Below are 21,690 nucleotides of genomic sequence, written 5' to 3' on the forward strand. Positions count from 1 at the left end.
GCAGATAGACAAATTTCAGGCACAAAAAAGCAGCCCGTAGGCTGCTTTTTTCTGCATCGGGAAGCTGGACTTAAGCCAGTTTTTCCTTGATGCGAGCTGCTTTACCGGACAGGTCACGCAGGTAGTACAGCTTGGCTTTACGTACGTCACCGCGACGCTTAACGGCCATGCTGTCGATCTGCGGGCTGTAGGTCTGGAAAGTACGCTCTACGCCAACACCATTGGAGATTTTACGAACAGTGAAAGCACTGTTCACACCACGGTTACGCTTGGCGATTACCACGCCTTCGAACGCTTGCAGACGCGAACGGTCGCCTTCCTTCACTTTCACCTGAACGACAATAGTGTCGCCCGGGGCAAAGGTAGGGATCTCTTTGGTCATCTGCTCTGCTTCGAGTGCAAGGATGATTTTGTTAGTCATGCTGTGCTCCTAAGGTAAGTCAATGGACCTACCATCGATACGTTGTTAACTATCGTCCCGCGCGAGGATGTATTCCTCGAGCAGCTTCTTCTCTTCTCCAGAAAGCGAGCGGCTTTCCAGAAGATCGGCGCGTCGTTCATAGGTCCGACCAAGGGACTGCTGTAAACGCCAACGCCGGATGTGTGCGTGATTGCCACTTAGCAATACGTCGGGAACACGCTGATCCGCATACACCTCCGGTCGGGTGTAGTGCGGGCAATCCAGCAAACCATCCGTGAAGGAATCTTCCTCCGCAGAGTCCACATGCCCTAAAGCTCCAGGCAGCAGTCGTGTAACCGCATCTATCAGGACCATTGCCGGCAGCTCGCCGCCAGACAATACATAGTCCCCAATCGACCACTCTTCATCGACATGAGCTTCAATAAAACGCTCGTCAATGCCTTCATAGCGACCGGCAATCAGGATCAAACTTTCCTCATTCGCCAGTTCGCGTACCGCCGCCTGTTTCAGCTGACGGCCTTGAGGGGACAGGTAAATTACCTTCGCCTTCTCCCCGGCGGCTGCCTTGGCCTGAACCAACGCATCTTCCAGGGGCTTGATCTTCATCACCATGCCCGGGCCACCGCCAAATGGGCGGTCATCCACAGTGTGATGTCGATCCGTCGTGTAGTCTCGCGGGTTCCAACAGGTAAGCTGCAACAGCCCCTGTTTCACCGCCCGACTGGTGATGCCGTACTCGCTGATGGCGGAAAACATCTCGGGAAACAAACTGATCACTTCAATGCGCAAATTAGCCACGCTTAGAAGTCCGCGTCCCATTCCACCTTCATCTCGCCCGCTGCCAGGTCGACGGCCAACACGCATTGCTCGGTATAGGGCAACAGGCGTTCGCGATCATCCAGGCTGCCAGCGCAAGGCTTGACCACCATTACATCATTGGCGCCGGTTTCCAGAAGATGGTCGATTTTCCCCAGCAATTGCCCGAGTTGATCGATAACCTTCAGACCTTCGAGCTGGTACCAGTAGTACTCGCCGTCGGTCAATTCAGGGAACAGGTTGCGCGGCACGCAGATCTCATAACCGGCCAGAAGACGAGCTTCTTCACGATCATCAAGACCCTTGAGCTTCGCGACCAGGAACTTATCGCTCCCGCGTCCACTGACCAGCTCAACCTGTTTCACACTACCCTCGCGCTTGAGCGTCCAGGTCTTGTACTGCAACAGGTTTTCAGTCGGATCAGTAAAGGAATACACCTTCACTTCGCCGCGAACGCCATGAACAGAGTAAATCTTGCCGATAACGATCAAATCATCAGCAACAGCTGGCGTCGCGTTCATATTGCTCAGGCTGCGGCCTTAGCCGAGTCCTTCAACAGTTTTGCAACGCGCTCGGATGGCTGTGCGCCAACGCTCAGCCAGTAGGCTACGCGCTCTTGGTTCACGGACAGACGAACTTCTTGACCACGAGCAACAGGGTTGAAGAAACCAACCTGTTCCTTGTGCGAACCGTCGCGCGGGTTGCGGCTGTCGGTTACGGTCAAGTGGTAAAACGGGCGCTTTTTGGAGCCGCCAAGGGCAAGACGGATTGTTAGCATGTGAACATCGTTCCTGTAGTCGGTGCTGCAAATCTAAATGCACAGCGGGCATAGGTGCCCGAAAGGCCGCATATTCTAAGGAATATCCGGACTTTTGCAAATGTCTTTTTCTGGCGCCTAGTCAGCGTGCCACTCAGATCTGCTATAGAGCCGTCGGTTAAAACGGCGAGTCAGCCCCCGCCAACGGCGGGTTTGCTGGAGATCCCACATCCCTGTGGGTCGGAGCAGGAGTGAACTCCCGCTCGAATCTTTTACATTTTCGGCATGCCGCCGCCGGGCAACATACCGCCCATGCCGCGCATCATCTTGGCCATACCGCCTTTGGCGGAGAATTTCTTCATCATCTTCTGCATCTGCTTGTGCTGCTTGATCAAGCGACCGATGTCCTGCACCTGGGTGCCGGAGCCCATGGCGATCCGACGCTTGCGCGAACCGCTGATCAGCTCAGGGTCACGGCGCTCGGCCGGAGTCATGGAGTTGATGATGGCTTCCATCTGCTTGAACTGCTTCTCTGCCGCGCCCTGGGCATTGCCCATCTGCGCCAGGTTCACACCACCGATGTTCGGCAGCTTGTCCATCAGGCCGCCGAGGCCGCCCATGTTCTTCATCTGTTGCAGCTGGTCACGGAAGTCTTCGAGATCGAAGCCCTTACCCTTCTTCAGCTTCTTGGCCAGCTTGTCGGCCTTGTCCTTGTCCAGCGTGGCTTCGGCCTGCTCGATCAGGCTGAGCACGTCGCCCATGCCGAGGATGCGCGAAGCGATACGCTCGGGGTGGAACGGCTCGAGCGCGTCGCTCTTCTCGCCCATACCGATGAACTTGATCGGCTTGCCGGTGATGGCGCGTACCGACAGCGCAGCACCGCCACGGGCGTCGCCGTCGACCTTGGTGAGGATCACGCCGGTCAGCGGCAGTGCGTCACCAAAGGCCTTGGCGGTGTTGGCCGCATCCTGGCCGGTCATGGCATCGACCACGAACAGCGTCTCGACCGGGTTGATCGCGGCATGCAGCGCCTTGATCTCGCCCATCATCTCTTCGTCGATGTGCAGGCGACCGGCGGTATCGACGATGACCACGTCGATGAACTTGAGCTTGGCTTCTTTAATCGCCGCGTTGGCGATGTCGACCGGCTTCTGGCTCAGGTCGGACGGGAAGAAGGTCACGCCCACTTCACCTGCGAGCATTTCCAACTGCTTGATGGCCGCCGGACGGTACACGTCGGCCGACACCACCATCACGGATTTCTTCTTGCGCTCTTTAAGGAAGCGCGCCAGTTTGCCGGCGGTGGTGGTTTTACCTGCGCCCTGCAAACCGGCCATCAGCACGACGGCCGGTGGCACGGCACTGAGGTTCAAATCTTCGTTGGCCGCGCCCATCAGGCTTTCGAGCTCGGCCTGGACGATCTTCACAAAGGCCTGGCCCGGGGTCAGGCTGCGGGACACTTCGGTGCCGACCGCACGTTCCTTGACCGAGTTGACGAAGTCCTTCACCACCGGCAAGGCCACATCGGCTTCCAGCAACGCCATGCGCACTTCACGCAGGGTGTCTTTAATATTGTCCTCGGTCAGCTTGGCCTTGCCGGTTACGTGGCGCAGCGTCTGCGAGAGACGGTCAGTCAGGTTTTCAAACATGCGCGATCCTTTCAGGCCCTATTCATCGAAATGCAGGTAGACCGAGGTAATGGCGGCCCAGGCTGGGGGAAATCGCTATTAAAAACAGCGTTCGCCGAGCCTGCGGCGTGGGCAGGTCGCGGATTATAGCGAAGACTGCGCCCATGCACACCCGCTGTCTGGCCCGGGAGTCTTTCGTGGAGCGCGGGTGTGTGCCAAACTCAGCGCCTTTCGGGCTTGTCTATCAGGATTTATGCTCCCCTTGTCACCCAGTTTGCTACCCAGCCTCGCCGCCGCCATTTTGTATGCCGCTGCGACTCTCTATCAGGGCACTCGTCTGGCCCAAGGCGCCAAAGCGGACAAACGTCTGCTCGTCGGCCTTGGCGTGCTGGCCCTGCTGGCCCATGCCGCCAGCCTGTTCACTCACCTGATGACGCCGGTGGGCCTGGGCCTGGACTTTTTCAGCGCCGCCAGCCTGATCGCCGCTGCCGTCATCGCGCTGACGCTGCTGGCCTGCTACCGGATTCCAGTCGAGAACCTGCTGGTGCTGCTATTCCCCTTGGGCATGCTGACAGTGCTGCTGGCGCAATTCGCGCCCACTGGCACCGTGCAGGTGATTGACGAGGAACCGGGCATCCTTGCCCATATCCTGTTGTCGATCCTGGCCTACGGCATGTTCACCATCGCGGTGTTCCAGGCCCTGCTCCTGCTGTTGCAGGACCACCAACTCAAGCACAAGCACCCGTCCGGGCTGATCAAGAACTTCCCGCCGCTGCAAACCATGGAAAGCCTGCTGTTCGGGTTCCTGTGGGCCGGCTGGACCCTGCTGTCGCTGTCGCTGATCTCCGGCTGGCTGTTCGTCGAGAACCTCTTCGCCCAGCACCTGGTGCACAAGACCTTGCTGGCGTGCCTGGCCTGGGTGGTGTTCAGCGTGTTGCTGTGGGGCCGCAACCGCCTCGGCTGGCGCGGGCACAAGGCAATCCGCTGGACCCTGGCCGGTTTCTGCCTGCTGATGCTGGCCTATTTCGGCAGCAAGCTGGTTCGCGAATACATCCTGCATATCTGACGGGCAGCGATCATGGACAACTTGCCCTTAGGGCCGATGCTCGCCGTAATTGCCCTGCTGGTTTTATGGGCGGCGCTGTTTACCGCCATTGAAGCCGCGCAGCAACACCTGCTGGCCCTGCGCCCCGGTACACGCCAGGGCGACAAGGCTGCCGCACGCCTGAGCTTCCCGCGCCATAGCCTGATCCTGTGCAACAGCCTGTGCCGTGCCGCGGTGGTGATCCTCTGCACGCTGCTGGCAATCTATGCCTGGGCGCAGAACGGCCCATGGCTGGGTTGGCTGATCTCCTGCACCCTGCTGCTGATACTCGCCGACTACCTGCCCCGCGCCCTGGCCACCCGCCATCCACAGGCGGTGCTGGGTTTTGGTAACGCCCTGCTGGGTGTACCGCTGAAAATCCTCTACCCCCTGGCCTGGCTGCTCAATGGCATCAGCCTGTTGCTGCTGCGCCCGTTTGCCCGCAAGGCCGGCGTGGTGAAACACAGCGACGAGCCCCAACCCCACCACGACAACGAACCGCAGCCCGAAGCCGACGAAGACCGCACCCCCGGCATGCCTGGCATCCACGCCCTGGATAACATCACCGTCAACGACATCCTGGTACCACGCAGCGAAGTGGACGGTATCAACCTGGATGACTCGATCGACGAGATCATCGAGCAATTGCGCAGCTCCCAGCGCACCCGCCTGCCGGTTTTCCACAGCGATATCAACCAGGTCGAAGCAGTGCTCAACACCCGGCAGGTCCTGCACCTACTGCCCGACGCCAGCCTGACCAAAGAGGCGCTGCTCGCTGCCTGCCACGAACCTTACTTCGTCCCGGAAAGCACGCCATTGCAACTGCAACTGCTGAACTTCCACAAGCAGCAGCGGCGCCTGGGCATGGTGGTGGACGAATACGGCGAAGTGCTGGGCATTGTCACCCTGGAAGACATTCTTGAAGAGATCGTCGGCGAATTCGAAAGCGACCACGCTGTGGATAACCCGCATATCGAAGCCCAGACCGATGGCCGCTACATCATCGACGGCGCTGCCTCGATCCGCGAACTGAACAAGAGCCTGGGCTGGCACCTGCCCAGCGATGGCCCCAAGACCCTCAACGGCCTGGTGACCGAAGCCCTGGAAACCATCCCGGATTGCGCGGTGTGCCTGAAGATCGGCCGCTATCGCCTGGAAATCCTCGAGACCGAAGACAACCGGGTGAGCAAGGTGCTGATCTGGCATACCAGCCATGTGCCCGTCGCCGCATAATCCCTGACACACCAAATCCAATGTGGGAGGGGCGGTGCGACGGTTCGACTTGCTCCCGATAGCAGAGCGCCAGTCATTGCAGTAGGTGACTGATAAACCGCTATCGGGAGCAAGCCCCCTCCCACATTTTGATTTGTGGCATTCCAACCACTTGTTGTTATTCCAACCCCCTTCCTATAATCCATCCGGCTTACCCAAGCCCCGCCCGACCGCGTGCTACCCGCACTCAGCGTGTCCAGGCACCGCTTCATCATGTCCGACCGGTGTTTGCTCCCATCCCGAGCCGCCCCGCGCACAACCCTGATCCATGGGTGTTCGACCAATAATAATCCGCGTCCAAACGCGCAATGACCGTCAGGGATACTGCCATGAGCACCACCTACCAAGAGGCTGCGAGCGCCGCGCCGACCAACTCGACCGCCCGTGTCGCCACGGCGAGCATCGTCGGCACCGCCATCGAGTTCTACGATTTCTATATCTACGCCACGGCTGCCGCACTGGTGATCGGCCCGGTGTTTTTTCCCCAGAGCTCCGGAACCGCGCAGATGCTGGCCTCGTTCCTGACCTTCGGCATCGCCTTTATCGCCCGCCCGCTGGGCTCGGCGTTGTTCGGCCACTTCGGTGACCGTATCGGGCGTAAATCCACCCTGGTGGCCTCGCTGCTGCTGATGGGCGTGTGCACCACGCTGATCGGCTTGCTGCCAGGCTACGACAGCATCGGCGCCTGGGCACCGATCCTGTTGTGTGTATTGCGCTTCGGCCAGGGCCTGGGCCTTGGCGGGGAATGGGGCGGCGCGGCATTGCTGGCGACCGAGAATGCACCCAAGGGCAAGCGCGCCTGGTTTGGCATGTTTCCGCAATTGGGCCCATCGATTGGCTTTTTGGCGGCCAACGGCTTGTTCCTGATCTTGGCCATGAGCCTGGATGACGAGCAGTTCCGCAGTTGGGGCTGGCGCATTCCGTTCATCCTCAGCGCTGCACTGGTGATGGTGGGCCTGTATGCACGGCTCAAGCTGCACGAAACCCCGGTGTTCGCCAACGCCGTCGCTAAAGAAGCGCCGGTGAAGGTGCCGCTGGTAGAACTGTTCAGCCAGCATTGGCTGCCGGTGCTGCTGGGCGCCGCGTCGATGGTGGTGTGCTACGCGCTGTTCTATATCACTACGGCGTTTTCCCTGAGCTATGGCGTGTCGACCTTGGGCTACAGCCGTGAAACTTTCCTCGGCCTGCTGTGCTTCGCGGTACTGTTCATGGGCTTGGCAACGCCGCTGGCGGCGCTGGCCAGTGATCGTTATGGGCGCAGGCCGGTGCTGATCGCCGGTGCAGTCCTGGCGATTCTGTCGGGTTTTACCATGGAGCCGTTGCTGACCCATGGTTCGACCTGGGCCGTGGCGCTGTTCCTGGCTTTGGAGCTGTTTTTGATGGGCGTGACCTTCGCACCGATGGGCGCCATGCTGCCGGAATTGTTCCCGACCCGCGTGCGTTATACCGGAGCTTCAGCGGCGTATAACCTGGGGGGGATTGTCGGGGCGTCGGCAGCACCGTTCTTCGCGACCAAGCTGGTGGCGATGGGTGGGCTGAGTTATGTCGGTGGGTATGTGTCGGCGGCAGCGTTGCTGAGCTTGATTGCGGTGCTGTGCCTGAAAGAGACGCGGGATAATGATTTGAACAAGGTCGCCGGATAAACCGCTATCGGGAGCAAGCCCCCTCCCACATTCGACCGCATTCCAGAGGTTATACGCAGTTAAATGTGGGAGGGGGCTTGCTCCCGATGCTTTTAGAGCTCTACAACAACCGCTTGGGACGCCTGGGTCGCCTTGGCACGAGCCGCTTCAATCGACTCATCCCGCGCCAACGCCACACCCATACGGCGCTGGCCATTCACTTCCGGCTTGCCAAACAGGCGCAACGCCGTATCCGGCTCACTCAACGCCGCGCCCAGATTAGCAAACGCGGTCTGGGTCGACTGCCCTTCCACCAGGATCACCGCCGATGCCGAAGGCCCGAACTGACGGATCAACGGGATCGGCAAGCCCAGGATGGCGCGAGCGTGCAGCGCGAACTGCGACAGGTCCTGAGAAATCAGTGTGACCAAACCGGTGTCATGTGGGCGCGGCGACACTTCGCTGAACCACACCTGATCGCCCTTGATGAACAACTCCACACCAAACAGGCCACGGCCACCCAGGGCTTCGGTCACTGCCTTGGCAACGCGCTCGGACTCGGCCAGGGCAATCGGGCTCATGGCCTGTGGCTGCCAGGATTCCTGGTAGTCGCCCTTCTCCTGACGATGACCAACCGGTGCACAGAAAGTGGTGCCGCCAACATGACGCACGGTCAGCAGAGTGATTTCGTAGTCGAAATCGATAAAGCCTTCGATGATCACCCGGCCTTTACCGGCACGCCCGCCTTCCTGAGCGTAGTCCCAGGCTTTTTGCACATCTTCTGCGCTGCGCAACAGGCTCTGGCCCTTGCCCGACGAACTCATCACCGGCTTGACCACGCAGGGGAAGCCCAGGTCCTGGACGGCCTTGCTGTAATCTTCAAAGGTGTCGGCAAAGTGATACGGCGAGGTCGGCAGGTCCAGCTCTTCGGCGGCCAGACGACGGATGCCTTCACGGTTCATGGTCAGCGATGTGGCGCGGGCGGTCGGGATCACCGTGAAGCCTTCGGCTTCCAGTTCCACCAGGGTCGCAGTGGCAATGGCTTCGATTTCCGGCACGATGAAATGCGGCTTCTCCGCCTCGATCACCGCACGCAGGGCGGCGCCGTCGAGCATGTTGATCACGTGGCTACGGTGCGCCACCTGCATGGCCGGCGCGTTGGCGTAGCGATCCACGGCAATCACTTCAACGCCCAGGCGTTGCAGTTCGATTACCACTTCCTTGCCCAGCTCACCGCAGCCACACAGCAAAACGCGGGTCGCGGTTGGCGACAATGGAGTTCCGATTCGGGTCATCTCAGGTCCTCAGGGGAGCGGATCATGGGGAGAAAGGCCGGCATTTTACATGAACTGCAAGAATTGGCCTCAGTTGGCGACGGCACGCTTGCGCAGGCGCCAGGCCATGATCAACCACACCACCGTGACCCCGGCGAACTTCGACACCAGCGCAGTACCGGCCACCGCAGGCGTCAGCGCACCGATCAGGCCGAAAAAGATAAAGGTATCGAGGGGAATGCTCAGCGCCGAACTTATCCACAGGCGGTCATGCAGCGGGCGCTTGGTGATGCTGAATACCAGCCAGTCGATGCACTCGGACACCGCGAACGCCGTGGCACTGGCCAGGGCGATGGATGGATCGGAGGTGATATACGACAGCACCAGCGCCGCCAGCATGGCGATGATTGCGCCATGACCGAAGCGGGTTTGCACCATATCGCGCAGGATGAAGACCAGGCCACCCCAGGCGGACCAGATCACATCCAGGTGCGGGGCAGTGGAGAAGGCGAAGTTGATCAGCACGACGCTGCTGATGTAGGCGATCAGGAAAAGCATGGGGATGGACCTGTGGGTAATGCCGCACAGAGTACACAATTACAGGGAGGTCGTCTGAAAGGGCCTCATCGGGGGCAAGTCGAACCGTCGCACCGCCCCTCCCACATTTTGATCTGTGAACACATTCAAGTGTGGGAGGGGGCTTGCTCCCGATAGCAATCGATCAGACACCCGAGCCTTTGGGCGTCATCCACACTATCCCACTGGCCACCGCCCGCTCGTGACACAACCCCAGCACCACCCGGCGCTCGGCGTTATCCATGCGGCTCCAGCGCGTAATCTCGTCTACGCTGCGCTGGCAACCGGTGCAGATATCGTCCTCATCCAACGCGCAGATACTCACGCACGGCGAGGCAACAGGCCGTTCAACCGCACTCATTCTTCCTGCTCAACCAAGTCTCGGGCATAGCGCTGGGAGTTATGCACATAGTGCGCGGCACTGGCTTCGAGCATGCGTTTCTGCGCCTCGGTCAGCTCGCGCACCACTTTGCCCGGCGAGCCCATCACCAGCGAACCGTCGGGAATTTCTTTGCCTTCGCCGATCAGCGAATTGGCGCCGATGATGCAGTGCTTGCCGATCTTGGCACCGTTGAGGATCACGGCGTTGATGCCGATCAAGCTGTAGTCGTCGACGCTGCAGCCGTGCAGCATGGCGTTATGGCCGATGGTCACGCCGGTGCCGAGGGTCAGCGGGTAGCCCATGTCGGTGTGCATCACGCTGCCGTCCTGCACGTTGCTGTTCTTGCCGATCAGGATCAGCTCGTTATCACCGCGCAACACCGCGTTGAACCAGACGTTAGCGCCCTGCTCCAGCTTGACCTTGCCTACCAGCGTGGCATTCGGTGCGACCCAACTGTTGGGATGGGTCTCGACACGGGCGTCGCCCAGGCGGTATTTCATGGTTTTTCCTCACGGCTCGCCATTCAAGCGATGGCTTAGATATTGATGAAGCTCTTGGGTGGCTGATGCAGGCTGATCTTGGCATCGTCATAGAGCAAATTGATCAGCTCGACAATCATGATTGCCGTCAGGCCCCAGATCTTGTATTCGCCGAACCGGTAGCTGGGCACGTACCAACTGCGACCCTGGTAATCAATCCGGTGGGTATGTTCGCGTGGGTCCTGTCGGAAAAACTCCAGGGGTACACTGAAGACGGCGGCGATTTCGGCGTCGTTGGCCAGGTATTCGACGTAATCGGGAATGACGCCCACGTAGGGCGTTACGCGAATGCCATGCAGGGAAATCAATGGGCTCAACGGCCCGATCACTTCGACCAGCCCCGGCGGCAGGCCGATTTCTTCCTCGGCTTCGCGCAAGGCGGTGAAGATCAGGTCAGGGTCTTCGGGGTCGCGACGCCCGCCAGGAAACGCCACTTCGCCACCATGGGTCGACAGGCCGCTGGCGCGCAGGGTCAGGATCAGCTCAGGTTCGTCACTGCGGGTAATCGGCACCAGTACCGCGGCCTCGGGGAAACGCCCGTCAGTTTCCAAGGTGTGAGGGGTGTGATTGCTTACCCGGCGAAGTAGCTCGTCCAGCATGAGTCATCTCGGTCTGTTGGCTACCTTGCATCATGCACCAAAGCGGGCGGGCGCCCAAGCCCAAAACCCGGTGCATGTCGCGAAACGACAACTTGCAGGAACGCCCGGCACCAAGCCAAGATGTGCCCATTGTCCAGGAACCCCAGCATGAATTTCTGCAGCCAGTGCGGTAAACCGGTTACCCAACGCGTTCCCGAAGGCGACGTACGCCTGCGTTATGTGTGTGATCACTGCTCGACCATTCATTACCAGAATCCCAACATCGTCGCGGGTACCGTGCCGGTGTGGGGCGACCAGGTGCTGCTGTGCCGCCGCGCCATCGAGCCACGCCTGGGTTACTGGACCCTGCCCGCCGGCTTTATGGAAAATGGCGAGACCGTCGAACAGGCCGCCATGCGTGAAACCCTGGAAGAAGCCTGCGCCCGCGTACGTAACCTGAGCATCTACACCCTGATCGATGTGCCACACATCAGCCAGGTGCACATTTTCTACCGCGCCGAGCTGATCGACCTGGACTTTGCCGCAGGCCCCGAAAGCCTTGAGGTTAAGCTGTTCAATGAAGCCGATATCCCTTGGTCCGAGCTGGCTTTCCGCACCGTCGGGCGTACCTTAGAATGCTTTTTTGCTGACCGCCGGCAGCAGCTGTTCCCGGTGCGCAGCGAGTCGGTGCCACCGATGACACGCCCAGCCAAATGACCTTCCAGGCAGCACTTTTATCAGGGATACCGTTTCAATGCGTTGGTTGCTTGCTCTTTTCTGCCTGTCGTTCGCCACGCTGTCCCCCGCTTCCACGGTGGAGACCCTCGGCGGTAAAACCGTCGAGAAAGTCCTGGTACTCAAGTCCGCCCACCAGTTGCAACTGATCAACGACGGCAAGCCGTTCAAGACCTATCGCATTTCCCTGGGCAAGAACCCCAAGGGCCACAAGCTGATCGAAGGCGACCGCCGCACGCCCGAAGGTCTCTACTGGATCGACTGGCGCAAGACCAGCGAGCGCTTCAACCTGGCCATGCACATCTCCTACCCGAACATCAGCGACGCCGCACGCGCCCGCCGCGAGGGCGTGAAACCGGGCAGCATGATCATGATTCATGGCACGCCCGATACCGAGGACTACCCGGAGCAGTGGTTCCACACCCTGGACTGGACCGACGGCTGCATCGGCATGCGTAATGTGGATATGCGTGAAGTCTGGAACCTGGTCAAGGACGGCACACTGATCGAGATCCGGCCGTAATTTCGTGCCGCTCGTAAAATAATTCGAAAATAATTCCTGCCTCCAGCAGCGCCTGCCGGTGAATACCAGTTCACCGCGCGGGACAGTGCACTTGTGCGCGACACAAAGACCTCTCTAATACCACTTGATACCAAGCCCCATTAAAGAGCCCTGAAACCGGGGCTCGCACCGTTTTGGTGGCATTGACATGGTATTTAAGTGGTATTAATTTCCGGCCATTACCGAGCGACAACACTCCAATAACCGCATCGGAAACTTCACAGATGAACCCCATCCTGACGCTGCGCCCCGACGACAAGCAATCCACGCCACTGTACCTGCAACTGGCCCGCAACCTTGAAGCGGCGATCCACGCCGGCCAGTGGAAATCCGAGCAGGCCCTGCCGTCGGAACGCGCCCTCAGCGAGCAGTTGAGCATCTCGCGGGTCACCGCCCGCAAAGCCTTGGAAGTGCTGTTTGCCCAGGGCCTGATCCGACGCAGCCAAGGCTCTGGCACCTTCATCACACCGCGCCTGGAACAACCTTTGTCGCGCTTGTCGGGGTTCAGCGAAATGCTGCGGCTCAAGGGCTTTGTTCCCACGTCACAGTGGCTGGAGCGCGACATCACCCCGCCGACCCACGAAGAGCTGATCCGCCTTTGCCTGTCGCCCACCGACAAAGTGGCGCGCCTCAAGCGTTTGCGCAAAGCCGATGACACGGTGATGGCGATTGAAATGACCGCCATGCCCGCCTCGGTGTTGCCGCACCCGCAAGCCATCGGCAATTCGCTGTACGAATACCTGGAAGGCATCGGCAAGCCCATCGTGCGCGCCCTGCAACATATCCAGGCAATCAATGCCTCGGACGAATTCGCCAAGCTGGTGGGCATCGCCCCCGGCACCGCCATGCTGCTGATGACCCGCGTGGGCTACACCGCCGACAACACGCCGATTGAAATTACCGATACCTACTGCCGCAACGACTACTACGACTTTGTCGCAGAGCTGCGTCGCCACGACTATTCCGCTGAATTGCGACTCTAGAGAACTGCCCATGCCAGAAGACAATATCCTCACGCCCAGTGGCTGGATTCGCGGCCGCCTGGTGCACGAGCACGGCAAGGTGGTTGCCATCGAAGGCACGCCTTGCGACCCGGCTGACAACGACCTGCCCCACCTGCTGCCAGGCTTTATTGACCTGCATGTGCACGGCGGTGGCGGTGCCGACATCATGGAAGGTGCGCAAGCCTTTGAGACCATTACCCGCACCCACGTGCGCTTTGGTACCACCTCGCTGCTGGCCACCACCATGACTGCCCCGGTGGATGAAATCTCCCAGGTCCTCAGTGAACTCGGCAACTTCTGCGAGCAACGCCCTGCCGGCAGTGCGCGGGTGCTCGGTGTGCACTTGGAAGGCCCTTATATCAACCCGGGCAAACTCGGCGCCCAACCCAACTTCGCCCACACCGCGTTGATGGCCGAAGTCGAAGCTTATTTGCGCCTGGCGCCGATCCGGGTGATCACCATCGCCCCGGAAATTGCCGGCCATGACGGCCTGATCCGCGCCCTCAGCGAACGCGGTGTGCGCATGCAAATCGGCCACACCCTGGGCAGTTATGAAGAAGGCGTGGCCGCCCTCGCCGCCGGCGCCACCAGCTTCACCCATTTGTACAACGCCATGAGCCCGCTGCATCACCGCGAGCCGGGCATCGTCGGCGCCGCGCTGGCCCATGCCCAATACGCCGAGCTGATCCCGGACCTGCTCCACGTACACCCAGGCGCTATGCGCGTGGCCTTGCGCTCGATCCCATGCCTGTACTGCGTGACCGATTCCACCGCCGCCGCCGGTATGCCCGATGGCGAATACAAGCTGGGTAGCCACACCGTGACCAAGTGCCTGGGCGGCGTGCGCCTGGCCGACGGCACCCTGGCCGGCAGCACCCTGACCATGGACCAGGCACTGCGCAACCTGGTGAAAATCGGCCTGCCTATCAGCGAAGCCTCACAACGCCTGTCGCAATTTCCTGCGGACTACCTGGGCCTGGAAGAACGCGGCCGCCTGCAACCGGGCAGCTATGCCGACTGCGTGCGCCTGGACCGCTCCCTGACACTCACCGACGTAATGGTCGAAGGAGAAACCATTGACTTCAAAAATGCTTGAAGAGGCCCTGGCCTCCTGCGACGCCGTCGCCGCGCAACTGCAACGCCTGAACCCGCTGCTGGAAGAAGTGGCCGGCCGCCTGCGCCGTCAGCCGCCGCAAGTGGCGATGACCATTGCCCGTGGCAGCTCCGACCACGCCGCCAGTTACTTCGCCTACCTGGCCATGCAGCACGTAGGCATTCCGGTGGCGTCGCTGCCAATGTCGGTGGTGACCCTGTTGCAAGCGCCGATGAAAGTCAGCGGCCAGGTGGCGTTTGGGTTCTCCCAGTCGGGGCAGAGCCCGGACCTGGTCAACAGCCTGCGCCTGCTGCGCAAGCGCGGCGCCCTGAGCATCTCGCTGGTAAACGCCGAAGACTCACCACTGGAAGCCGCCTGTGAATTCCATGTGCCGTTGTGCGCCGGCCCGGAACAAAGCGTGGCCGCGACCAAGAGCTTTATCGCCACCCTCAGCGCCAGCGCGCAATTGATCGGCCACTGGAACCAGGAAACCGAGTTGCTCCAGGCCTGCCAGGCGCTGCCCGAGGGCTTGCGTGAAGCTGCCAAGCAGGATTGGACCCAAGCCATCGAGGCGCTGCGCGACTGCCAGCAATTGATGGTAATCGGCCGCGGCGCCGGGTTTGCCATCGCCCAGGAAGCCGCGCTCAAACTCAAGGAAACCTCGGCGATCCAGGCCGAAGCCTTCAGCAGCGCCGAGGTGCGCCACGGGCCGATGGCCTTGATCGACGAAAATTACCCACTGCTGGTGTTCGCCCCTCGCGGCGCCGAGCAACCCGGCCTGCTGAGCCTGGCCGCCGATATGCGCCAACGCGGCGCCCGCGTACTGCTGGCCGCGCCGGACGATATTGCCGAGCGTGACCTGACGCTTAGCCGCGCCGAACACCCAAGCCTGGATCCGATCCTGGCGATCCAGAGTTTCTACGTGATGGCCGCCGGCCTGGCTGAGGCACGGGGCATGGACCCGGACCAGCCGCGTCACCTGAGCAAAGTCACCCGCACTCACTGAGTGGCGTTTTCCTGATGAGTACCGTGCCCATGTCCAACAACAATAATGTACTGACCCTCAGCGCCCCCTTAAGCGGGCCGGTGCTGGCCCTGGGCAATGTTCCCGACGAAGTGTTCGCCAGCGGCGCCATGGGCGATGGCGTGGCCATCGACCCGCTCAATGATTGCCTGCACGCGCCCTGTGACGGCGTGGTCATCCATGTCGCCCGCACCGGGCATGCACTGACTATCCGCGCCGACAACGGTGCCGAAGTGCTGATGCATGTGGGCATCGACACCGTGGAGCTCAATGGCGAAGGCTTTGCCTTGCTGGTGAAGGATGGCGCACGGGTGAGCGAGGGCCAGCCGTTGGTGCAGTTTGATCTTGACCGTATTGCGCGCCAGTGCAAAAGCCTGGTGAGCCTGATCATCCTGACCAACAGTGACCGCTTCGAGCTGCAACCCATCGCGAGCAAGACAGTGAAGGTCGGTGAAACACTGATGCGGCTTGCCCTGCGCACATCCGCACCGGTTCAAACCGCTGTGGATAACTCGGTCGCAGAAGTAAGCGCTACGGTGCGCATCACCCACCGAGGTGGCTTGCATGCGCGCCCTGCCGCGCTGATCCGCAAGACTGCCCAGGGCTTCAGCAGCCAATCGCAGCTGCACTTCGGTGATAAGACGGCGGCTTGCGACAGCCTGATCGGCCTGATGGGGCTGGGTATTGGTGAAGGTGACGAGGTACGGGTAACCTGCCGCGGCAAGGATGGCGAGGCGGCGTTACAGGCATTGGTCGCCGCGCTGTCCGTGGCGATCCACGAGGAGCATCACGCGCCGGTCGTTGCCACGCCACGCAGGGCGAATACCGAAGCCAATGTGCTGCAAGGCGTATGCGCGGCACCGGGCCTGGTATGTGGGCCGCTGTTTCGCCTGACGGGCATCGAGCTGCCGCAAGACAGCGGCAATCATAGCGTCGACGAACAACTGCAACGCCTGGATACCGCCCTTGAGCAAGTGCGCGGCGAAATCCGCAATACGCTGGACCAGGCGCGCCAACGCAAGAATGTCGAAGAAGAAGAGATCTTCGCCGCCCACCTCGCCCTGCTGGAAGACCCGGCATTACTCGACGCAGCCACCGCCGCCATCGAACAAGGCAGCGCCGCCACCCACGCCTGGCGTGATGCGATCCAGGCCCAATGCGCCGTGCTGCTGGCGTTGGGCAAGCCGCTGTTTGCCGAGCGTGCCAATGACCTGCGCGACCTGCAACAACGGGTGCTGCGGGCGTTGCTGGGTGAAGCCTGGCATTTCGAATTGCCGGCGGGGGCGATTGTCAGTGCCCATGAGCTGACACCTTCGGACTTGCTGCAACTGAGCGCGCAACAGGCCGCTGGCATCTGCATGGCCGAAGGCGGTGCGACCTCCCATGTGGCGATTTTGGCCCGGGGCAAAGGCCTGCCGTGTCTCGTCGCCCTGGGCAATGAAGTGCTCGACGTACCCCAAGGCCAACGGGTAGTGCTCGATGCCGCCAACGGCCGCCTGGAACTGGCCCCCAGCGAAGCGCGCCACGCCGAAGTTCACCAGATTCGCGAAACACAGAAATTGCGACGCCAGCAACAACAGGCCCAAGCCCAACAACCGGCGTGCACCACCGATGGCGTGACGGTTGAAGTCGCCGCGAATGTCGCCTCCAGCGCCGAAGCCCAAATGGCGTTTGACAACGGCGCCGATGGCGTCGGCCTACTGCGCACCGAATTCCTCTTCGTCGACCGCCGCACTGCGCCGGATGAGCAAGAGCAGCGCCAGGCTTATCAGGCCGTGCTGGATGCCATGGGCGACAAGTCGGTGATCATCCGCACCATCGATGTGGGCGGCGACAAGCAGCTCGACTACCTGCCGCTGCCTGTCGAGGCCAACCCGGTACTGGGCCTGCGCGGTATTCGCATGGCCCAGGTGCGCCCGGAACTGCTCGACCAGCAACTGCGTGCCCTGTTGCAGGTCTCGCCATTGGCGCGTTGCCGCATCCTGCTGCCGATGGTCAGCGAAGTGGATGAATTGCTGCAGATTCGCCAGCGCCTGGATGAACTGTGCGTGGAGCTTGAGCTGACGCAGCGCCCCGAATTGGGCGTGATGATCGAAGTGCCCGCCGCCGCGCTGATGGCCGAGCAGTTGGCCAAACATGCTGACTTTTTGTCCATCGGCACCAATGACCTGTCCCAGTACACCCTTGCCATGGACCGCGATCACGCAGGCCTGGCCGCCCGGGTCGACGCCCTGCACCCGGCGCTGCTGCGGCTGATCGCCCAGACCTGCGCCGGTGCGGCGAAACACGGGCGTTGGGTCGGCGTGTGTGGCGCCCTGGCGTCCGACCCACTGGCCACACCGGTACTGGTCGGCCTGGGGGTCAGCGAGCTGTCGGTAAGCCCGCCGCAGATCGGCGAAATCAAGGACCGCGTCCGCCATCTGGACGCGGCGCAATGCCGGCAACTGAGCCTTGAGCTGCTTGACCTGAGCAGCGCCAAGTCCGTTCGCCAAGCCTGTCAACACCACTGGCCGCTGAGCTGAAAACAACAAGAATAGGGAGACACGCCATGTACCAACACTTTATCGAAGGCCTGCAACGCCTGGGCCGCGCCCTGATGCTGCCGATTGCGATCCTGCCAATCGCCGGCTTGCTGCTGCGCCTGGGCGACACCGACTTGCTCAATATCGCGGTGATGCACGATGCCGGGCAGGCGATCTTCGCCAACCTGGCGCTGATCTTCGCCATCGGCATCGCCGTGGGCTTTGCCCGCGACAACAACGGCACGGCCGGCCTGGCCGGGGCAATTGGCTACCTGGTGATGATCTCGACCCTCAAGGTGATGGATACCACCATCAACATGGGCATGCTCGCCGGTATCGCCAGCGGCCTGATGGCGGGCGGGCTGTATAACCGCTTCAAGGACATCAAGCTGCCGGAGTACCTGGCGTTCTTTGGTGGGCGACGTTTTGTGCCGATTGTCACCGGCTTTTCGGCGGTGGGCCTGGGCGTGATCTTTGGCCTGATCTGGCCGCCGATCCAGCACGGCATCAATAGCTTTGGCGTGTTGCTGATGGAAAGTGGCAGCCTCGGCGCCTTCGTGTTTGGCGTGTTCAACCGCCTGCTGATCGTCACCGGGTTGCACCATATCCTCAACAATATGGCGTGGTTCGTGTTCGGCACTTTTACCGACCCGGCAACCGGCGCGGTGGTGACCGGCGACCTGACCCGCTACTTCGCCGGCGACCCGAAAGGCGGCCAGTTCATGACCGGCATGTTCCCGGTGATGCTGTTTGGCCTGCCGGCTGCGTGCCTGGCAATGTACCGCAATGCTCTACCAGAGCGACGCAAAGTCATGGGCGGGATTTTCCTGTCCATGGCCCTGACTTCGTTTTTGACCGGCGTGACTGAACCGATTGAATTTGCCTTCATGTTCCTGGCACCGTTCCTGTACCTGATCCACGCCGTGCTGACGGGCCTGTCGATGGCCATCACCAATATGTTGAATATCCACCTTGGCTTTACCTTCTCTGGTGGGTTTATCGACATGGTGCTGGGTTGGGGCAAGTCCACCAATGGCTGGCTGGTGGTGCCGGTGGGCCTGGCCTACTCGGTGATCTACTACACGGTGTTCAGCTACTGCATTCGCCGCTTCAACCTCAAGACGCCGGGTCGTGAAGATATCCAAGTGGTACAGGCCGAAGCGATGAGCGATAACCAGCGCGCCACGGCTTATATCCAGGCGTTGGGTGGTGCAGAGAATTTGCTGAGTGTAGGTGCATGCACTACGCGCCTGCGCCTGGACATGGTAGATCGCAATAAGGCGGTGGATGCTGAACTGAAAGCACTGGGCGCCATGGCTGTAGTGCGCCCGGGTAACGGCGGGAGTTTGCAGGTGGTCGTCGGGCCGATGGCCGATAGTATTGCCGATGAGATTCGCTTGGCCATGCCGGGTTTTGTGGCCGCAGCACCTGTAGCGGTTGCGCCTGTGGATAAGCCGGTGGCGGTGAATGTGCAGGAAGCCGAGCAATGGCTGAATGCACTGGGTGGCCGAGTGAATGTGCGCCAACTGGAAGCGGTGGCGATGACCCGGTTGCGGGTGGAGTTGGGGGATGATTCGGGATTGTCAGAAGCTCAGCTCACTGTGCTCGGTTGCCAGGGTGTGAGTCAGCTTGAGAGCGGTGTTTGGCACCTGTTGATTGGGGACAAGGCGTCCGGGTTGGGTGAGGCGTTGGAACGGTTGGTCAGTGGTCGTGAGGTCGGCGCCAGGGTTTAGAGCTGTAGTGGCTTTTCTGGCCTCATCGGGGGCTTGCTCCCGATTGGCCCTCACAGGCGCCTGATCACTTCTGCTCAGGCACCTCAACTAAATCCAGCACCCGATCCACCATCAACTGAATCCCTTCCACCATCCGATGAATACCCAGCACTGCATCACGCTGGGGACCGTCGACATCAAAAGCCAGATTACCCGCCAGTGCCTGTACGGATGCCAGGTCTTGGGAGGCGTTGGCGAGTAGGGTTTCGCTGTTCAGACTGGGTAGTACGGTGAAGATCTGGTCGGACGGTGAATCACCAGCTTGGCGGGACTCGGCTTGAGATGAGATTGAACCAGTTAGCAAGTTGTCGCTGATCATCATTAAACTCCATATGGAATAGGCTCCTAGTGATTTTTCAGGCTTGCAGTCCCGGTCACTGAATTGGTAGCGACTGGCGAAGGTTAGTTGTGTGAGTTCCGATGGACAACCTGAAAGGCTTGTGGGAAAGGTCTGAGGCGCCTGCACCGGCGCCATCGCAGGCAAGCCAGCTCCCGCAGTGGGGTGATGCATGACAGGACAAGACGTTCAAACTGTGGGAGCCGGGCTTGCCCGCGATGAGGCCCTTACGGCCAACAAAAAACCCGCCGGCCAAACTGGCCCAGCGGGTTTCTTGTTTCCACAGCCGACGCGTCATCTAGGCACCTTCATTCAGGACAAAGAAATAACCGACAACTTCAATTCGGACTCATGGCTGTTCGTGACATAGGCACGGGATTCATCTACCACAGCAATTCCCATAGGGTTACGCCCTGCGGAAATTGAGCCAATCCGCTCCAGACTTTTCATATCCACAACCTCAACTCCACTATTAGGAAAAACACAGGCGTAAACACGACTACCATCTTTGCTGAACGCAATCCCGTAAGGCTGGGAGTTAACCTTGATCTCCTTTTCTACTTTTCGTGTAGTCGTATCAATGACGGAAAGCGTATTATGTATAAACGTCCCTACAACAATCCTCCTTCCATCCTCACTCATAGCCAAGCCATATGGGTAGGCGCTTACAGGGACAGATTCAATGATTTTATAATTAGCCAATTCTACATACAAAACGTTACTCCCCAACGACATGGTTAACCACGCATGTGTACCGTCTTGTGTAATTGCGATGCCTGTCACGCCACCCTCAAACTGGAAACGATCTATAACCTTTGCAGCCGCGATATCAATAACCACCAATTTCTCACCAGTGACATAAGCTTTCTTACTATCAGGACTGATTGCCACTTGAAAACCAATCATATCGACCGATACAAAAGTAACTTTCTTAGTCAAAGCATCAATAATTGAAACCTCACTACTCCCACCAGTAACAACTATTACATATTTCCCATCCGGACTAACAGCCATAAAGCCCGCGAGCTGCCCGACGTCAATCACCTGAGTGACAGTATCAGTAGCAACATCAATCAACGTTACACTACTATGTGACCAATTACTCACGTAAGCCTCTTTGCCATTAGGTGTGATAACCACATAACGCGAGCCGTTTTTAACGGGAATGTCGGCGTACGAATTTTGATTGTCGTTCATATTTATTGCTCTCTTGGGCTTCAGGCGACCCCGAGTTGGGGTAATAGCGATCAAATCCCAGACAACAAACAATATCTACTGTCAAACTTAACAGGTGCAGGCTACTTTCAGACCGACGGTAAAATAAAAGCCCGTTGAACATAACGTTTCAACGGGCTTTGTTTACATCTAATTGCGAATCAAAAATCCGCCAACTGCCACACCTCATACGCCGGTGTCTCATACGGATGGCTCAGCTTCAACGCAGCTACAACAGCCACAATCAAATCATCCGCCACCACCAGCTCAACCTTCCACTCCTCAACCACTTCAACCTGGCCCACCTGCCCGATAAACGGCTGACTGCCGTCCAACGCGCGGAATTGGCCCCGGCCCAGCACTTGCCAGGCGCAGCTGTCGTAGTCGCCGATGCGCCCGCCGCCGGCTGCGAAGACGGCGGTTTTCACCGTCTCCACATGACTGTCGGGCACAAAGAAGGCGAGCTTGTACACGGCT

23 protein-coding genes are annotated in these 21,690 nt (G+C 60.0%); 10 read left to right on the forward strand and 13 right to left on the reverse strand.

Translation table 11 applies throughout. From position 1 onward, the window contains the following. Positions 1 to 70 precede the first annotated feature (70 nt). The 5 genes from rplS to ffh all read right to left on the reverse strand — a co-directional run bounded on the left by rplS (position 71) and on the right by ffh (position 3,643). A complete protein-coding gene (gene rplS / locus QYQ93_RS23675; RefSeq protein ID WP_003175895.1) occupies positions 71 to 421 on the reverse strand; it encodes a 50S ribosomal protein L19 in 351 nt (116 codons plus the stop codon). A 45-nt stretch (positions 422 to 466) separates the two neighbouring features. Then, on the reverse strand, positions 467 to 1,240 hold the full coding sequence (gene trmD, locus QYQ93_RS23680) for a tRNA (guanosine(37)-N1)-methyltransferase TrmD (protein WP_173664496.1): 774 nt from the start codon (positions 1,238 to 1,240) through the stop codon (positions 467 to 469). Further along, on the reverse strand, positions 1,222 to 1,758 hold the full coding sequence (rimM, locus tag QYQ93_RS23685; protein ID WP_003175898.1) for a ribosome maturation factor RimM: 537 nt from the start codon (positions 1,756 to 1,758) through the stop codon (positions 1,222 to 1,224). The genes trmD and rimM overlap by 19 nt, the downstream gene beginning before the upstream one ends. A 5-nt stretch (positions 1,759 to 1,763) precedes the next feature. Continuing rightward, positions 1,764 to 2,015, reverse strand: a complete 252-nt coding sequence (gene rpsP, locus QYQ93_RS23690; RefSeq protein ID WP_003175899.1) for a 30S ribosomal protein S16 — start codon at positions 2,013 to 2,015, stop codon at positions 1,764 to 1,766. A gap of 251 nt (positions 2,016 to 2,266) precedes the next feature. Continuing rightward, on the reverse strand, positions 2,267 to 3,643 hold the full coding sequence (ffh, locus tag QYQ93_RS23695; RefSeq protein WP_010207982.1) for a signal recognition particle protein: 1,377 nt from the start codon (positions 3,641 to 3,643) through the stop codon (positions 2,267 to 2,269). A gap of 232 nt (positions 3,644 to 3,875) precedes the next feature. Here ffh and QYQ93_RS23700 point away from each other — a divergent pair, with 232 nt between their 5' ends. The 3 genes from QYQ93_RS23700 to QYQ93_RS23710 all read left to right on the forward strand — a co-directional run bounded on the left by QYQ93_RS23700 (position 3,876) and on the right by QYQ93_RS23710 (position 7,621). Beyond that, positions 3,876 to 4,688, forward strand: coding sequence for a cytochrome C assembly family protein (locus tag QYQ93_RS23700; protein WP_043046858.1), 813 nt, complete (start codon positions 3,876 to 3,878; stop codon positions 4,686 to 4,688). 12 nt (positions 4,689 to 4,700) lie between these two features. Further along, positions 4,701 to 5,939, forward strand: a complete 1,239-nt coding sequence (locus tag QYQ93_RS23705; protein WP_338475580.1) for a transporter associated domain-containing protein — start codon at positions 4,701 to 4,703, stop codon at positions 5,937 to 5,939. A 368-nt stretch (positions 5,940 to 6,307) separates the two neighbouring features. Further along, on the forward strand, positions 6,308 to 7,621 hold the full coding sequence (locus tag QYQ93_RS23710; RefSeq protein ID WP_043046856.1) for an MFS transporter: 1,314 nt from the start codon (positions 6,308 to 6,310) through the stop codon (positions 7,619 to 7,621). Between the two features lie 92 nt (positions 7,622 to 7,713). Here QYQ93_RS23710 and purT read toward each other — a convergent pair whose 3' ends face one another. From purT to QYQ93_RS23735, 5 genes are all read right to left on the reverse strand, one after another. Beyond that, positions 7,714 to 8,895 (reverse strand): formate-dependent phosphoribosylglycinamide formyltransferase, encoded by a 1,182-nt coding sequence (purT, locus tag QYQ93_RS23715; protein ID WP_338475581.1) that lies wholly within the window; start codon positions 8,893 to 8,895, stop codon positions 7,714 to 7,716. Positions 8,896 to 8,964: 69 nt separating this feature from the next. Beyond that, a complete protein-coding gene (locus tag QYQ93_RS23720) occupies positions 8,965 to 9,432 on the reverse strand; it encodes a VUT family protein (RefSeq protein ID WP_034115857.1) in 468 nt (155 codons plus the stop codon). A gap of 163 nt (positions 9,433 to 9,595) precedes the next feature. Beyond that, positions 9,596 to 9,811 (reverse strand): DUF1289 domain-containing protein, encoded by a 216-nt coding sequence (locus tag QYQ93_RS23725; RefSeq protein ID WP_043046854.1) that lies wholly within the window; start codon positions 9,809 to 9,811, stop codon positions 9,596 to 9,598. Next, the gene (locus tag QYQ93_RS23730; RefSeq protein ID WP_338475583.1) at positions 9,808 to 10,332 is read right to left on the reverse strand and encodes a gamma carbonic anhydrase family protein; all 525 of its coding nucleotides are present in this window, start codon (positions 10,330 to 10,332) and stop codon (positions 9,808 to 9,810) included. Before QYQ93_RS23730 ends, QYQ93_RS23725 begins: the two co-directional genes overlap by 4 nt. A gap of 35 nt (positions 10,333 to 10,367) precedes the next feature. Continuing rightward, positions 10,368 to 10,970, reverse strand: coding sequence for a CoA pyrophosphatase (locus tag QYQ93_RS23735; RefSeq protein ID WP_017736785.1), 603 nt, complete (start codon positions 10,968 to 10,970; stop codon positions 10,368 to 10,370). Between the two features lie 147 nt (positions 10,971 to 11,117). Here QYQ93_RS23735 and QYQ93_RS23740 point away from each other — a divergent pair, with 147 nt between their 5' ends. The 7 genes from QYQ93_RS23740 (at position 11,118) to nagE (ending at position 19,622) form a co-directional block, all read left to right on the forward strand. After that, positions 11,118 to 11,666: an NUDIX hydrolase gene (locus QYQ93_RS23740; protein WP_338475584.1), complete on the forward strand. Its 549-nt coding sequence runs from the start codon at positions 11,118 to 11,120 to the stop codon at positions 11,664 to 11,666. A gap of 37 nt (positions 11,667 to 11,703) precedes the next feature. Then, the gene (locus QYQ93_RS23745) at positions 11,704 to 12,207 is read left to right on the forward strand and encodes a L,D-transpeptidase family protein (RefSeq protein WP_043046852.1); all 504 of its coding nucleotides are present in this window, start codon (positions 11,704 to 11,706) and stop codon (positions 12,205 to 12,207) included. Positions 12,208 to 12,470: 263 nt separating this feature from the next. Continuing rightward, the gene (locus QYQ93_RS23750) at positions 12,471 to 13,229 is read left to right on the forward strand and encodes a GntR family transcriptional regulator (protein WP_043046851.1); all 759 of its coding nucleotides are present in this window, start codon (positions 12,471 to 12,473) and stop codon (positions 13,227 to 13,229) included. A 10-nt stretch (positions 13,230 to 13,239) separates the two neighbouring features. Beyond that, complete coding sequence (gene nagA, locus QYQ93_RS23755) at positions 13,240 to 14,346, forward strand: N-acetylglucosamine-6-phosphate deacetylase (protein ID WP_338475586.1); 1,107 nt, start codon at positions 13,240 to 13,242, stop codon at positions 14,344 to 14,346. After that, a complete protein-coding gene (locus QYQ93_RS23760; protein ID WP_043046849.1) occupies positions 14,339 to 15,349 on the forward strand; it encodes an SIS domain-containing protein in 1,011 nt (336 codons plus the stop codon). Before nagA ends, QYQ93_RS23760 begins: the two co-directional genes overlap by 8 nt. A 29-nt stretch (positions 15,350 to 15,378) precedes the next feature. Further along, a complete protein-coding gene (gene ptsP, locus QYQ93_RS23765) occupies positions 15,379 to 17,889 on the forward strand; it encodes a phosphoenolpyruvate--protein phosphotransferase (RefSeq protein ID WP_338477289.1) in 2,511 nt (836 codons plus the stop codon). Positions 17,890 to 17,915: 26 nt separating this feature from the next. Further along, positions 17,916 to 19,622 (forward strand): N-acetylglucosamine-specific PTS transporter subunit IIBC, encoded by a 1,707-nt coding sequence (nagE, locus tag QYQ93_RS23770; RefSeq protein ID WP_043046847.1) that lies wholly within the window; start codon positions 17,916 to 17,918, stop codon positions 19,620 to 19,622. A gap of 64 nt (positions 19,623 to 19,686) precedes the next feature. On the opposite strand, the gene QYQ93_RS23775 is transcribed toward nagE, so the two are convergent. From QYQ93_RS23775 to QYQ93_RS23785, 3 genes are all read right to left on the reverse strand, one after another. Next, positions 19,687 to 19,980: a DUF6124 family protein gene (locus tag QYQ93_RS23775; protein ID WP_235387798.1), complete on the reverse strand. Its 294-nt coding sequence runs from the start codon at positions 19,978 to 19,980 to the stop codon at positions 19,687 to 19,689. A 330-nt stretch (positions 19,981 to 20,310) separates the two neighbouring features. Further along, the gene (locus QYQ93_RS23780; RefSeq protein ID WP_043046846.1) at positions 20,311 to 21,195 is read right to left on the reverse strand and encodes a hypothetical protein; all 885 of its coding nucleotides are present in this window, start codon (positions 21,193 to 21,195) and stop codon (positions 20,311 to 20,313) included. Between the two features lie 179 nt (positions 21,196 to 21,374). Then, on the reverse strand, positions 21,375 to 21,686 hold the full coding sequence (locus tag QYQ93_RS23785) for an NGG1p interacting factor 3 protein, NIF3 (RefSeq protein WP_043046845.1): 312 nt from the start codon (positions 21,684 to 21,686) through the stop codon (positions 21,375 to 21,377). Positions 21,687 to 21,690: the final 4 nt, after the last annotated feature.

The sequence above is a fragment of the Pseudomonas khavaziana genome (assembly GCF_036704165.1).
Classification (GTDB): Bacteria; Pseudomonadota; Gammaproteobacteria; order Pseudomonadales; family Pseudomonadaceae; genus Aquipseudomonas; species Aquipseudomonas khavaziana.